Source organism: Corynebacterium suranareeae, from assembly GCF_002355155.1.
Classification (GTDB): Bacteria; Actinomycetota; Actinomycetes; order Mycobacteriales; family Mycobacteriaceae; genus Corynebacterium; species Corynebacterium suranareeae.
This window is the reverse complement of record NZ_AP017369.1, coordinates 937,652-952,422: the sequence shown is the minus strand read 5'-3', so window position 1 is coordinate 952,422 and position 14,771 is coordinate 937,652. Positions and strand designations below refer to the sequence as shown.

Here is a 14,771-nt window from a genome sequence, read left to right as displayed (position 1 = left end):
TTAGAATTCTCCTTCGAGGCCGAAGAGTCCGACGATTTCGACGACTGCGCGGTCGAATTGTTGGTAGTAGACGCCGACTAGTCCGGCCTCGACGGCGCCGCGGACGTTGAGGATGGAATCGTCGACAAGCACGCAGTCGCGCATGGGCAGGTCGATGGCGTCTGCGGCGGCCTGGAAAGCGGCTTCTTCAGGCTTTTCGACGCCAATTTCTCCCGACAGCAGCACCTTATCCACTACCCCGTTGGTTTCGAGGTCACGGATCGCCGCTGCGCCGATTCCGCCTGGATCGTTGCTCAGGACGGCAGTTCCGACTCCGTTTTTCTTCGCTGCTGCAAGTAGGTTACGCCAGCGACGCTGGTCTTCGTCAGTTCCGTCTAGAACTCCGGCGTAGTCAACAATTAATCCGCGCATTTTGTGCCTTTCTTTGGTTTCTTCGTGACATAATAGTCGTAGTCTGTGATTTGATTGTCCCACAGATCGGGGTGGTGTGTTTTTTGCCTTGAGTTTTTCTCTCAAGGAGTTTTGTTGTGCTTGTTCCTATTCCTGGTTTTGCGCATTTGTTATATCTTGTCCCGGATCCGTCGCCTCAGGCAATTCACACCCGCAATGAGGTGCCGCGCGAGGTGTCAGTGTTGGTTCGGGTCGCATTGGATTCTGCGTTCGGCCTGCGGCCGATTACGCATTTAACACCAAAGCTTTTCGACGCCCCCGTCCGCGCCCACGTTTCCGCTCGCCGCCGGCAGGGGTTTACTGAGTCGGCGGATCTGTTGTCTTGTCATGTCCAACTCGGGGAAAGTTCTGCAGAGGTGTGTGGAAGTATTTCTGTGGGTGCACGAAGAACGGCGTATGCCGCCCGATTGGTTGAATCGGGCGGCATGTGGCGGATGCTGAATTTCAGGGTGCTGAGTTAGTCAGCGACTTCCGCGTCTTGTTTGATGAACTGTTTGCGGAGGAGGAAAAGCTGGCGGACGGTTTCTTCTTTGATTCCGTCTTTCATGCCGTTGAACATGTCGCCGCCTTCTTTTTGGTATTCGACCAAAGGGTCGCGCTGTGCCATTGCGCGTAGGCCGATGCCTTCTTTGAGGTAGTCCATTTCGTAGAGGTGTTCGCGCCATTTGGTGTCGATGACTGGCATGAGCACCATGCGTTCGATGTTGCGGATCTGTGCTTCGCCACCGATCGCGGTTACGGCTTCTTCGAGTTTGGCGTATTCGTTTTGCGCATCGGTGATAAGCGCGGTGCGTAGGTCCTCGGCGGAGAGTTCGCCTGGTTTGCCGTATTCGCTGCCTTCGACGAGATCGGTCCAGTTAATGGATGGGTCGTAGAGGGCTTCGAGTGCGTTCCATAGTTTGTCGAGGTCCCAGTCTTCGACGTAGCCGTTGGCGGTGGCGCCGTCGACGTATGCGCTGATGGTTTCTTCGATCATGTTTTGGATGTAGCGGGAGATATCTGCAGATTCTAGAATTTCGCGGCGTTCGCTGTAGATAACTTTGCGCTGTTCGTTCATGACTTCGTCGTACTTCAAAACGTTTTTACGCATCTCAAAGTTTTGGTTTTCCACCTGTGCTTGGGCACCCTTGATGGAGTTGGTGACGGTCTTGGATTCGATCGGCACATCGTCTGGGACGTTGAGCCTATTCATCATGTTTTCCATGGTTGGTCCGACGAAGCGAACCATGAGGTCGTCGCGCATGGAGAGGTAGAAGCGGGTGGATCCTGGGTCGCCTTGACGCGCGGATCGTCCACGGAGCTGGTTGTCGATGCGTCGGGATTCGTGGCGTTCGGTGCCAAGAACGTAGAGGCCGCCTGCTTCACGGACTTTGTCGCCGCGTTCTTCGCATCGTTGTTTCATGGCTGGAAGTTCAGCGTCCCAGGCTTCCTGGTAGCTTTCTTCGTCTTCGAAGGGGTCAAGTCCGCGTTCGCGGAGTTTGATGTCGAGGAGGATTTCTGGGTTGCCGCCGAGCACGATGTCGGTTCCACGTCCGGCCATGTTGGTGGCTACTGTGACTGCTCCTGGAAGGCCTGCTTGGGCGACGATCTGAGCTTCTTGTTCGTGGTGCTTTGCGTTGAGGACATTGTGTTTGATGCCTCGTTTGGTCAGCAGCTGTGAAAGGTATTCGGATCGTTCAACGGAGACGGTACCTACGAGGACTGGTTGGCCCTTGGCGGTGCGTTCTGCGATGTCGTCGACTACTGCGGCGAATTTTGCCTCTTGGGTTTTGTAGACCAAGTCGGTGAGATCTTCGCGCTGGTTTGGTCGGTTGGTGGGGATCGCGATGACGTCGAGTTTGTAGATCTGGTGAAGTTCTGCTGCTTCGGTCTCTGCGGTACCGGTCATGCCGGCAAGCTTGGTGTAGAGGCGGAAGTAGTTCTGGAGGGTAACGGTCGCCAGGGTTTGGTTCTCGTTTTTAATCTCTACGCGCTCTTTGGCTTCGATCGCTTGGTGCATGCCTTCGTTGTAGCGTCGGCCTGCAAGGACACGACCGGTGAAGCCGTCAACGATCATCACTTCACCGTTGCGGACAATGTAGTCCTTGTCGCGGGTGAAGAGCTCTTGGGCTTTGATCGCGTTGTTGAGGTAGCTAACTAGCTGTGAGTGCTCTGGTGCGTAGAGGTTGTCGATGCCCAGTTGGTCTTCGACGTATTCCACGCCTTCTTCTTTAACACCGACGGTTTTTTTGCGTTCGTCGACTTCGTAGTGAACGTCTTTGGTCATGCGTGGGACGATCTGTGCGAAGACGTTGTAGAACTGCGATGTGCCATCTACGGGACCGGAAATGATCAGTGGGGTGCGGGCTTCGTCAATCAGGATGGAGTCAACCTCATCGACGATGGCGTAGTTGTGTCCGCGCTGAACTAGATCGTTTAGGGAACGAGCCATGTTATCGCGCAGGTAATCGAAGCCAAGTTCGTTGTTGGTGCCGTAGGTGATGTCGGCTGCGTAGGCTTCGCGGCGCTCATCTGGGCGCATTTCGGAGAGAATAACTCCGACTTCAAGGCCTAGGTAGCGGTGGACACGTCCCATCATTTCGGCGTCGCGCTTTGCCAGGTAGTCGTTGACGGTGACAACGTGAACGCCTTTTCCTTCTAGGGCGTTTAAGTATGCGGGAAGCACACAGGTGAGGGTTTTACCTTCACCGGTGCGCATTTCTGCGACGTTGCCGAAGTGCAATGCTGCACCACCCATGATTTGTACGTGGTAGTGCTTTTGGCCAAGTACGCGCCAAGATGCTTCACGTGCGGTGGCAAATGCGTCGAGGAAAATTTCGTCGAGGCTTGCACCGTCAGCGATGCGGGTTTTGAACTCGGCTGTTTTTGCCTTGAGCTCCTCATCGGTCAGGTTGGCGTACTGTTCTTCCAGCGCGATGACCTGGTCAGCGATCTTGTGAAGTCGCTTCACGGCACGGCCTTCACCGACGCGGAGCACCTTGGACAATCCAAACACGAGCAGTCGTCCTTATTAAATAGCGATACGGAAATTTGATAACGAACCTATATTGTACGCACAGATCCTAAAACTACGCACGGTTCCTAAAACACAGTACCCGCTGCCGAAGTGGCAGCGGGTACTTAGCAACTAATTGCTATGCATCGGACAGGGAAATTAGTCCATAGTCGAATGCGTGGCGACGGTACACAACCGATGGCTGGTTGGTCTCTTCGTTGACGAAGAGGTAGAAATCATGTCCAACCAATTCCATTTCAGACAGTGCGTCATCCACACTCATTGGGGTAGCTGGGTGCTCCTTGGTACGAACAACCTGGCCCGGCATGACGTCATCGACCTTATCTGCATAAGGATCAACATCGTACTTGCCTAGTTCGTCGGCGCCACGTGCCTCTTGGGCTTCGGCGACGAGCTGAGCACCGACCTCACCAGTGCTTAGTGGTGCGCGGTGACCGGAGCGGGAAATGCTGCGACGTGCCTTAACTTTGCGCAGTGAGCGCTCCATTTTAGCTAGTGCAGTTTCCAACGCAGCGTAGAAGCTGTCTTCTTTGGCTTCTGCTCGTGCGATGTGTCCCTTACCGGTTGCGGTGATCTGAATACGATCACTTTCATCAGCACGACGTGGGTTTGGTTCGTGCTGCAGCTCAACATGGAAGAAGGTCAGCGTTGGGTCGAGGCGCTCAATCTTTGCGAGTTTCGTATTTACTCGTTCAGCAAAGTGATCAGGAACCTCAACGTTTCGACCAGTGATGCTTACCTTGGTCTCGGGGCTAAGGGTGTTGTTCTCAGCAGGTGTAGTCACGTGCTACTTCTCCTCCCAATTGTGGTCACCGTGTTGGCGTGTGAGTGGAATTACTCTTACTGCGGTGACGCGATCAACTTCACTTCTTATACTACTTCTGGTCATAACCACATTGCCAATAGGGGCCCCTTTTATTGCCAAAATCACGCTTGGCAGTAAGTTAAAGCTCCTCTGACCTGCACACCCGCTGCTCGAAGAACGTTTGCAGATGCAGAAATAGTTGCCCCCGTTGTTACCACATCATCGATGATCAACACAGAACCCCGAGGTTGTCGCACTAAATCCACCCGCATATTCAGTCGGCGCTGTTGCGCAGTTTGGCCAACGGAGTCAGGTGTACCGGAGGATATGGAAAGGCAGGGAAACGTCGATAAGCGTGAAGCCTTGCACACCCGCTCAACTGGATCGCCGCCTCGCCGGCGCCGGGATGTGGGGCGAGTAGGCGCAGGCACCAGCGTGATATCGTGCTCAATTTCGCCCCTGGACGCCAGATAGCTTATCGACGCCCCCAGCGCCGCCCCCACAAACGCCGCAAGGTCCGTGCGGCCGTGCTCCTTCATCGCGATTAGCACTTTGCGATGCGGGCCATCATAGGGTGACAAGGTCCACACCGGAATATCTAAATCGAGCCGCGCTAATTTCGGCGGTGTCCTCCACACGCGTTGGCAATTTATGCATAACGACGCCCCCGGCGCCCCACAACCACCGCATGCGCGCGGGAGGAACAGCTCCATCAGTACGCAACCACCGGCGCCGCACGCGTACCCAACAACCCGGGCACCTCGCGCCAAATATCATTATCCGACGTCGGCAGCTGCAACATCGCATGCGCATCCGTGACGTACACCGTCGTCGCTGAACTAGCTACCGCAACCACCGGCGCGTTGAGATTGCCGCTCGGCATCGACGCTATCGATGACCCATCCTGCTCAACCCGCCACAGCGGTGTTTCCGGAATTGATGTTCCAACCAACAAGATCCCATCGGGGCGCCAGTTAATCGACAGCGCCGCCTCCCCCAAGCTCGGCGCCACCTCGGTGATATTGGTGATCCGACGCTCGCCGGGGCCAGTACGCGTTACGACGCCGACGTACACCCGCCCTTCAATGATCATGGCAGCCCGGACCCCAGTGCGGGAAAGTTGGAACTCTGAAATCGGACCCGTTACATCACGAGGCAACACAATCTCCGATTCCGTCTGGACCAATTCACCGGTTGTCGACGATCGTGCGACTCTAACCGGAGTCTCCCCATCCAACACAGCCCACAAAGCATTAGCAGCATATTCAAAAGTCGGCCTGGTGATCGTCTCACTGCTCAACACATCCGAGGCAGTTCCTTGCAACGCACCTACAGAGAGCACAGCTTCATTAACTCGATGACGAACCGCAGCAACCACATTGGCCGAAGAGGAAATCGCTACCGAATCAATATCGCCGGCACTCCACGCCCCCTGCATCGGGCTGACATTTCCGGAACTTACCCGAGACAACGATCCATCCTGCAACGCAAACAACGTGGACACCGTGTTGGTGTAGGACTCTGGGTTGTACTCGGCGAGATCGTCGGTAGTCAAAGTTGGGAATTCAGCAAGCAGTGGAGCACCATCGGCCACCAACGTATAAGGACCTGGGATATCGGCATGGGCTAACGTCCACACCGCTTGTGCTGCAAACCTCAACCGCGCGTCATCATCAAGATTGCCCAAACCGGTAAATTGGTACTCACCATCGTTGAAGCCAACGAAAGTTGCATCAGTGGACAGCTGATTAACCACACCAGGTGAAATCGGAGTAGAAGGCCCATTAACTAAAAGCGACATCAAAACAGTCGCGGTCGACTGAGCTTCGTTGAACAGCCAGCGCCGATCACTCACCAACACCTGCCCCGATGGGTCAAAGAAAAACACATCGTGGGGGGCGTAATGGTTGCGCAGATCGTTTCTCTCAAGAATGATCCCGTCAGGAAGAGCATCGATGCGCCACTCCCCATTTTCTCGACGCATTGTAATTTCAGCTTCAAATTCCGCATTGTCAGACTGGTACACACCACCGCTGAGCAAACTGCCCACTTGGGTTCCACGAACCGCGATGGTGCGTTCATCATCGGTTGAACCAGGCAGAGTGTTTAGATCAACACGATCTAAAATCCGTGTCGATGATGCTGGATTCCACGTATCGCGTGTGTCTTCAGTGAGATATGCTTTCGCTGCTTCGTATTGCTGGGTTGGATAAGCACCAGCACTTAAAAATCCTCGGATCAACAGATCGGGATCTTGATTCGGTGTAGGTCCCGCAATCTCCTGAGTGCTTTCCGACGCAACGAAAGATCGCAACACTTGAGGATCCGTATTTTGAGGAAGCGTGGAACATCCCGCCACCAATGTAGTCACGGCAAGCACTGCAGTGAGGGATTTGAGGTTCTTGATGCTATTCACTTCTCCCCTTCCCACGGTTTTTCTGGAGCGATCAAAGCGATCGGTGCTTCACGATACTTTCCATGTGGTTCCTTTGGCAGCACCAATCGGAAAACAGAACCCACACCGATGGTTCCTGCTGCATCAAGATTGCCACCGTGAAGCATGGCATCCTCACGCGAAATCGCAAGACCTAGGCCAGTACCGCCGGAGTGACGGACTCTGGAAGGATCGGCTCGCCAGAACCTGTTAAATACCAATTCGTCTTGTCCAGGTTTTAGTCCTACGCCGTGATCGGTAACTGTGATCGCTACTGCATCATCATTAGCGGCCATCTTTAACTCAACTGGCAAACCCTTTGAGTGATCGATCGCGTTGGCTAATAGGTTGCGGATGATCCTTTCAATGCGCCTGGAATCGCCATGGATATTCACAGATTTTTCCGGCATATCGACGATTAATTCCACATCCAATTCGGTAGCCAAATGCTGCACCTGCTCAATTGCAGAACGCACGGGGCTACGAACATCATGAAGAGCTGCAGATAGCTCAGCTACACCGGCATCGTGTCGGGAAATCTCCAATAGGTCACTGAGCAAAGACTCAAATCGGTCTAGTTCCCTATTCATCAATTGGCTGGCACGCCTAGCACCGGGAGATAGTTCATCTTCGCTATCTGCAATCAGATCTGCTGCCATGCGCACCGTGGTCAGCGGTGTGCGCAATTCGTGTGAGACATCTGAAGTGAATTGTCGTTGCAGATTTCCATACTCTTCAAGCTGGGTGATCTGTGCGGAGAGGGATTCAGCCATCGCGTTGAAGGAAACAGCCAGCCTTGCCATTTCATCTTCGCCTTCAACCACCATGCGTTCGCGGAGTTTTCCTTGAGCGAAACGCTCCGCAATCCGGCTTGCAGAGCGCACCGGGGCAGTGACTTGTTGTGTGGCTAGCCACGCGATACCAACGAGCAACACCACCACAATCAACAGGGCTGCAGATAGCAAACCTCGCATCAATGCCAGGGAGGATTCATCGCTTTCCATGGAAAACACCAAATAGACCTGAAGGTTTGGGATGTCACTTTCAGTGGGTGTTCCAATAATCAATGCGTGATACGACGATCCGTCGCCTTGATCAATATTGGAAAATTGGTATGAGACTTGGTTCTCAGAGACGAAGTATCGGAGTCGTTCTGGGATTTGATACCCTTCTGGCGATACCACCACGTCATCGTTGTTGACCAAAACCACAGGATCATAAGCCGCATTGGTTTCAGTACCACCGCTTGTGCCCAAACTAGATAGCGCTGCGCGTGCTGAATTTACTCGCGATTGCACCGATGTAGAGGCGCCGGATGCGGTGATTTGTTCCTCCACAATCACGCGTGCTCTATCGATTTCTGAGCTTGCGATGTCTATTTTTTGATCCACCAGGCGTTGGGTGAATACGGTCAGCATGCCCAGCCCAAGCAACAGCATCACGATGGCCGATGCTGTGAAGATGGAGCCGAGCACACGGACCTGTAGCGAGGTACGCCATTTATCTACAATGCGATGTCGAAGTCGCTTGAGCCAGGCAAGAATGAGAAACTGCCCCTTTGTGAATTAAAAATTGTTAGTCGTTGAGTCCAGTTTTGTAGCCGACTCCGCGGACTGTGAGAACGATCTGCGGGTTTTCTGGATCTTTTTCAATCTTGGCACGCAAGCGCTGCACATGGACATTGACTAAGCGGGTATCGGATGCGTGGCGGTAGCCCCACACTTTGCCCAGCAATTCTTCACGGGTAAACACTTGCTGTGGTTTGCGGGCCAGTTCAAGCAGGAGATCAAATTCCAGTGGAGTCAATGAGATTTCCACACCGTTTCTTTTCACGGTGTGTGCTGGAACGTCAATGGAGAGATCTCCGACTTCAATGATTTCGCTTGGCTCATCCACGGTTGCGCGAAGGCGGGCGCGAATGCGGGCAACGAGTTCTTTTGCTTTGAAAGGCTTGTTCACATAATCATCGGCACCGGATTCCAATCCGAGCACCACGTCAACGGTGTCGGTTTTGGCGGTGAGCATGATGATGGGAACTGAGGATTCTTGGCGGATGACTCGACAGATGTCGATGCCGTTCATGCCTGGAAGCATCAAGTCAAGCAAAATGAGATCCGGTTGTTCCCGGGAGGCGGTTTCCACTGCTAATGCACCGTCGGTGACGGCTACTGTGTCAAAGCCTTCTGCGGCAAGCACAATGGTGAGCATCTCGGAGATGGCGGGATCATCATCAACGACGAGAATTTTCTGTGACATGAGAATCCTTCCTGCTAATAGGGATTAATTTATAGTACCCAGGAATTCGACGATTCTCTGCGCAACGCGACTGGGATCTTCATCAGGGGCAACCACCATCCACGGCGAAATCCAGTTTTCCGCGCTTAGGCGCCGATAGTACTCGGCGGTGCGTTCCTGCAGCGCCGAATCAGATTCATAGCGGTCTCTAGCCCGCGACGAGTCAATTGCTTCTCGACGCCTAGCCCTATCCTGCGCTACCTCCGCGGGGGTATCCAACAACACTTGGAGCGTCGGACGTGGAAGCTTAAGCCGCCCGAATTCGAGGTCGGCAACCCAGCGGGGGGCGTCGTCGTCAAGCAATCTTGCGGCGGTATAAGCCGCGTTGGAGGCGACGTATCGGTCGAGTAGCACCACGCCGGGCGCGTTTAAGTCGTCGATCGCGAAGTGGCGGTCGAGGGCAAAAAGCGTGGCCATGGCGTAGGCGCTATCGGTGAGGTCGCCCATGCGTCCGTGGAGAGCTTCCGCGGCGAGCTGGGCGTGAATCGAGGTTTCATAACGTGGGAATGCAAGGACTTTTGCATCAATAACCTGCGTTAATGCCGAAACCAGGGTGTTTTTGCCGGCGCCGTCGATTCCCTCAATACTGACAATCATTAGTAGCGGTAGTGCTCCGGCTTGAATGGTCCTGCAACATCAACGCCGATGTACTCGGCCTGTTCCTTGGTCAGCTCGGTCAGCTTGCCGCCGAGAGCCTCAACGTGGATGCGTGCAACCTTTTCATCCAGAACCTTAGGCAGGCGGTAGACCTCATTTTCATACTGTCCTTCGTTCTGGAACAGTTCGATCTGCGCGATAGTCTGGTCGGCGAAGGAGTTGGACATAACAAATGATGGGTGTCCGGTTGCGTTGCCGAGGTTGAGCAGGCGGCCTTCAGACAGCACGATGATGGAACGACCGGTTGAGAAGGTGAACTCATCAACCTGTGGCTTAATGGTGGTGCGGGTGACATCGTCGCGGTGCAGCAAGGAATGCATATCGATCTCATTATCAAAGTGACCAATATTGCCCAGCAAAGCGTGATCCTTCATCTTGAGCATCTGCTCGAAGGAAATGATGTCTTTGTTGCCTGTTGCGGTAATCACGATGTCGGCATCTTCGATTGCCTCATCGACGGTGACCACAGAGTAGCCATCCATCAACGCCTGGAGAGCGTTAATTGGGTCAGCTTCAGTAACCTTCACGCGCGCACCTTGGCCGTCGAATGCTTCCGCGCAGCCCTTGCCCACATCGCCGTAACCGCACACAAGCACGTTCTTGCCGCCCATGAGCATATCGGTTGCACGGTTGATGCCGTCGATCAGCGAGTGGCGGGTGCCGTACTTATTGTCAAACTTCGACTTGGTCACAGCATCATTGACGTTCATCGCTGGGAACGGCAAAACGCCTTCTTCAGCGAAGTGGTACAGGCGGTGCACACCAGTGGTGGTTTCCTCAGTAACACCCTTGACTGCCTCTGCGATCTTGCCCCACTTGCCTGGCTCATTTTCCAACACTTCGCGCAGCATGCCTAGGAACGCGATGTATTCATCTGAATCGTCAGCCTCAGCCGGTGGAACCAAACCAGCTTGCTCGTACTCACGTCCACGAATAACAGCCATGGTGGCGTCACCGCCGTCGTCGAGGATCATGTTTGGTAGCTCTTCGCCCCAGCTGAAGATCTGGTTGATGCACCACCAGTACTCCTCCAGTGATTCACCCTTCCAAGCAAACACCGGAACACCAGCAGGCTCTTCCACAGTGCCGGAACCCACCACGATCGCTGCTGCGGCTTCATCCTGGGTGGAGAAAATATTGCAGGAAGCCCAACGAACCTCAGCACCCAACGCAGTGAGAGTTTCAATCAGCACGGCAGTTTGGACCGTCATGTGAATGGAACCCGCGATTCGAGCACCTTTCAGTGGCTGCTCCTCTGCATATTCTTTACGCAGCTGCATAAGACCTGGCATCTCATACTCTGCGAGTCGAATCTGGTGGCGTCCTGCTTCTGCTAGTGAAAGATCGGCAACCTTGAAGTCCGTAACCTGTGCCATGTCCTGGCGAGCTCCTTTGAAAACTAAAAATGAGGAAAACTTTTTTACCGCGCACCACTCTACATGCCGGGACATGTTGGGCCGCACATCGAAATGGTGAAAGCTTTTAGTTGAGCGCCTCTAAATACGCCTCGAGGTCATACTCCACATCCGCTTCTTCCAAGACCTGTGCTGCTGCACCGCGCAAAGCCTCGGAGCCCTCACCGATCAGTTCCCTGATAAATGGGTAGTTTTCCACAACCTGTCCTGCAGAATATGGAGCACCAAACATGATGGCTGCGATAGTGGCAGCGGCCTGTCCATTAAGGTGCTCATCTTCAGTGGCTTTGGCTTGGTTAACCACCAGCAAACATGCATCTTCCAGTGCTTCAAGAATGTCTTGAGTATCTAGTTCTGCGATTTCATCGAGAAAATCAATGTTAACTTCCTCAGTTAAAATTGCATCGTCCCATGCACCCATGATCTTTCAACCTTTCTAGTCCACAATTCAAAACTCGGTTTTACATCCGGTTTATAACAATTCATGAAGCGCTTTCACGAATCAAACAGCACAATAGCGACCAGGTGGATCACTTTTTACCTGCAGTTTTACTTGGCCACCTATTCATGAAAGCCAAGACATGATAGCGTTTGTTATTGACTTGTTATTTTCCAGTTTTTAGACAATTACTGCATTTCGGAGGTGAACCGCGATGAAAACAGAAACTCAACGGGCTCTCACCTTCATCGTCGTCGGCTGTTTAATCGCCGCAGCCTTGGGTTTTCTTGTCTGGCAGATGTCCAGTCCAACCAGACCCACCTCTGATATTGCCATGTCTACTACTACGTCTACCACCCAAACCCAGGCGAGGTATGATTCCCCATACGATTCGGCAGGTAATACAGACACAATAGACGCAGAACCTGACGTGGAAAATCAGACTTTAGCACCAATCAACACTGAAGATCCTTATCTTCCACCAAATGCATACGTGCGTCCAAACAACGGTCGAGGTTCCGGATCTGCAACTGCAGGTGGCAATCCCACCGCCACGTCACGTGCTAGTTCCGCTACCTCCCCTCGGTCCCCGAACACACCTGGTTCTGCAACCACATCGCTACCAAATGAACCAAGTGAGCCAACTGATCAAGGTGGCCAGCCCACCACTGATCAACCAGCTAATCCCTCAACTCCTATCGAGCCAGGACCTACGGACCCTACTGAGCCAACCGATCCGACAGATCCTACCGACCCAGTAGATCCAACCGATCCCACTGAGCCAACGGATCCAACAGATCCAACCGAGCCGGATCCGACAGATCCCACTGAGCCGACTGAGCCAACGGATCCCACCGACCCCACGAGCACACCCCAGCCTGAGGAAACCGATACCCCTCCAACTGAGTTCGTGGAAGAACCAACGGCACCTTTAAATCCCAATCAGCCCTCACAGTCCAGTCCACAGGCCACCACCAACTCAGCCACACCGACCACCAGCTAGTTGAGTAAGTAAAAAAACTGCGTTTCTTTCCGGAACGCAGTTTTTCGCTTGAGGCGACGGATCGTTAGACTCGTGCTAAAAATACCTCCGCATTATCGGATCGCATTTCTACAGTGGGATCGTTCGCAGGCACCCACACGGCGTGGCCCGCAGACACTTCGAGTGTTTTCTCCCCTGATGCCAACGTTACGGTGCCGGCAGTGCACAAAACGATCATGGGACCGTCGTGGGGTGCTTGTTCCTCACCGAGGACAACGACGCGGTCGAGTTGGAACTCTTTGATGGGTACTGGATAGTGGGTTGTTGCACCAACTGTGTCTGCATCTACGCGTGCATTGGCTAATGAGTTGAAGTCCAGGACGCGAACTAGCTCTGGAACATCGACATATTTGGCTGTGAGTCCACCGCGAAGCACGTTGTCGGAGTTGGCCATGATTTCCACGCCGAGGCCGCTGATGTAGGCATGCAGATTTGCGGCGTCGAGGTAGAGGCCTTCGCCTGGGGCAAGTTTGTAGAAGTTCAGCAGCAATGCACCCAAAACGCCGACGTCGCCGGGGTATTGTTCGTTGAGTTCGATGATGTGTGTGAGTACGAATGCGATCTCTTCATCACGATCGTTTTTCTCAAGGTAAGTATGTGCGGCGTTAAGGAGGGCGTCTATAAGCTCGTGGCGTTTGGCAACTGGGATGGTGATCCAGGTGGTAAACAGTGCACGGAGGGACTCTTCCTCGTTGTCCACGGTGAGCATGCTTCGGTAGCGGTCTAGGGGTTCGCAGGCCAACACGTCAAAAATGTTGAGGGTTTTTTTGAGTGGGCGGAAACCTGCCATCGCAATGAATTCTGTGAGTGCGACGATCAACTCTGGTTTATGGTTTGGATCGCGGTAGTTGCGGTTGGGTGCATCGAGTTTGATGCCGGCCGCGTTTTCGCGGGCGTATCCTTCACGTGCCTGTTCCAGGGAAGGATGCGCCTGCAGGGACAGTGGTGCACCGGCCGCTAGGATTTTGAGAAGGAATGGAAGTTCGTTTTCAAATTCTAAGGCAACGCGTGCGCCTAATGCCTCTTCTGGATTCGCTGCGATGACTTCGTTGAGTGCGTGACCATCGATGGTTGATGGAGCTCCTGGGTGGGCACCGAACCAAATTTCTGCCTCTGGGCGAAGTGACGGTGATTGTTCGCCTTTGAGATCAGCGATCAGCGTTCTCGAGCCCCAGGGGTAGGTACGCAGTGAGCCTTCCAATAGCTCCATTTACAAATCCTTTTCTTCAACGGAATAAATCGTGGCTGACTGTCCGCGCACCAACAATCGCAGTGCTTGTGTCAGCGCCCCTTTGCTAGGTCCGTCGCAGCTTTGCGCCATGGCATCGGGGATTCCGGGTTTCTCTTCGGCCCAGACAACAGCCCTAAACGGTACCACTGTTGGTTCGTCATCTAGGAATGGGTCGTGGAAAATATCATCAGCGATCGGTTGCGGTCCGCGTAATTCTGGCAGCGATTCCATAAGTTCTGGGAAGTCCAAACTTGCTGATACAAGACCGCGTTTTGTCCACAGTGCTGCAACGACGTTGGCAAGCGCAAGCCCTACATCGGATCGACCGGTGTGAACGATCCGTGCATGATCGACATAGGAACGCAGTTGGCGACCCGGGTTGACAAGCTCGTCACGTTCCGGCGACAGCGATTCCACTTCTTCATCGATGCAATCAGCCAAATGATCCAGGCGGTTGGAAATAATGGGTGGGTCCGATTCAAAAAGATCCAAAAGAGTGCTTATCGACGCCACGATGCGGGCAGGCGACAAGCCCGCAGCTGTGGGCAAGGTGGGTAGGACATAGGTGTCCTGAGGGGACTCGTCGATAAGCGGGCCTGAACCTGGTCCGATTAAAAGCGTGGCTACGCCACGCTGCGACGCCGTGATGAGTGCCTTGAGCGCTTTTTCATCCCCGCCATTATCGGTGACCACCACCAGCACATCAAGGGCGCCAATGTAATGCGGCAACTGAGATGTTATAACCAGCGGTTGACGCATTGGCGAATACAACGATTCCACCAGGCGCACGCACTCACGGTGAATTTGACCATCAACCATCACCACCACGCTGCGTGGCCGCAACCCCTCAAAAGCGCTCAGCGCGCCCTGGGCAACGAGCCCACCAATCAAGCGAACCTGCGCGCCTTCCTGCGCAACATCAAAAAATCGGACGGTTTCAGGATCATAAGACGAACCGTCATAAAAGGTATTATCCGCATGCACCAC

At 53.8% G+C, this 14,771-nt stretch carries 14 protein-coding genes; 2 read left to right on the top strand and 12 right to left on the bottom strand.

Features of this window, described 5'->3' with window-relative positions; translation table 11 throughout:
* Entirely contained in the window at positions 1–411 is a 411-nt protein-coding gene (locus N24_RS04535) for an HAD-IA family hydrolase (RefSeq protein ID WP_096454723.1), read from the bottom strand.
* 116 nt (positions 412–527) lie between these two features.
* On the opposite strand from N24_RS04535, the gene N24_RS04530 reads away from it, so the two are divergent.
* A complete protein-coding gene (locus N24_RS04530) occupies positions 528–911 on the top strand; it encodes an Rv3235 family protein (protein WP_096454721.1) in 384 nt (127 codons plus the stop codon).
* Here the strand turns inward: N24_RS04530 and secA are convergent.
* The 9 genes from secA to N24_RS04485 all read right to left on the bottom strand — a co-directional run bounded on the left by secA (position 908) and on the right by N24_RS04485 (position 11,493).
* A complete protein-coding gene (gene secA, locus N24_RS04525) occupies positions 908–3,445 on the bottom strand; it encodes a preprotein translocase subunit SecA (RefSeq protein ID WP_096454719.1) in 2,538 nt (845 codons plus the stop codon). The two genes, N24_RS04530 and secA, sit on opposite strands and share 4 nt — an antisense overlap.
* 139 nt (positions 3,446–3,584) lie before the next feature.
* On the bottom strand, positions 3,585–4,250 hold the full coding sequence (hpf, locus tag N24_RS04520; RefSeq protein WP_096454717.1) for a ribosome hibernation-promoting factor, HPF/YfiA family: 666 nt from the start codon (positions 4,248–4,250) through the stop codon (positions 3,585–3,587).
* A gap of 143 nt (positions 4,251–4,393) precedes the next feature.
* Positions 4,394–4,909, bottom strand: a complete 516-nt coding sequence (locus tag N24_RS04515; RefSeq protein WP_231910872.1) for a ComF family protein — start codon at positions 4,907–4,909, stop codon at positions 4,394–4,396.
* A 74-nt stretch (positions 4,910–4,983) separates the two neighbouring features.
* Positions 4,984–6,678: an MtrAB system accessory lipoprotein LpqB gene (lpqB, locus tag N24_RS04510; RefSeq protein ID WP_167382160.1), complete on the bottom strand. Its 1,695-nt coding sequence runs from the start codon at positions 6,676–6,678 to the stop codon at positions 4,984–4,986.
* Between the two features lie 5 nt (positions 6,679–6,683).
* Entirely contained in the window at positions 6,684–8,216 is a 1,533-nt protein-coding gene (gene mtrB, locus N24_RS04505) for a two-component system sensor histidine kinase MtrB (protein WP_197702424.1), read from the bottom strand.
* 64 nt (positions 8,217–8,280) lie between these two features.
* On the bottom strand, positions 8,281–8,961 hold the full coding sequence (gene mtrA / locus N24_RS04500) for a two-component system response regulator MtrA (protein WP_096454709.1): 681 nt from the start codon (positions 8,959–8,961) through the stop codon (positions 8,281–8,283).
* 24 nt (positions 8,962–8,985) lie between these two features.
* Positions 8,986–9,597, bottom strand: a complete 612-nt coding sequence (locus tag N24_RS04495) for a dTMP kinase (RefSeq protein WP_096454708.1) — start codon at positions 9,595–9,597, stop codon at positions 8,986–8,988.
* On the bottom strand, positions 9,597–11,033 hold the full coding sequence (gene ahcY, locus N24_RS04490) for an adenosylhomocysteinase (RefSeq protein WP_096454706.1): 1,437 nt from the start codon (positions 11,031–11,033) through the stop codon (positions 9,597–9,599). The genes N24_RS04495 and ahcY overlap by 1 nt, the downstream gene beginning before the upstream one ends.
* 106 nt (positions 11,034–11,139) lie before the next feature.
* On the bottom strand, positions 11,140–11,493 hold the full coding sequence (locus N24_RS04485; RefSeq protein WP_096454704.1) for a hypothetical protein: 354 nt from the start codon (positions 11,491–11,493) through the stop codon (positions 11,140–11,142).
* Between the two features lie 232 nt (positions 11,494–11,725).
* Here N24_RS04485 and N24_RS04480 point away from each other — a divergent pair, with 232 nt between their 5' ends.
* Positions 11,726–12,514, top strand: a complete 789-nt coding sequence (locus N24_RS04480; protein ID WP_096454702.1) for a hypothetical protein — start codon at positions 11,726–11,728, stop codon at positions 12,512–12,514.
* 64 nt (positions 12,515–12,578) lie between these two features.
* On the opposite strand, the gene manA is transcribed toward N24_RS04480, so the two are convergent.
* The gene (manA, locus tag N24_RS04475) at positions 12,579–13,763 is read right to left on the bottom strand and encodes a mannose-6-phosphate isomerase, class I (protein WP_096454700.1); all 1,185 of its coding nucleotides are present in this window, start codon (positions 13,761–13,763) and stop codon (positions 12,579–12,581) included.
* Positions 13,764–14,771, bottom strand: coding sequence for a hypothetical protein (locus tag N24_RS04470; protein WP_096454698.1), 1,008 nt, complete (start codon positions 14,769–14,771; stop codon positions 13,764–13,766). It lies immediately after the preceding gene.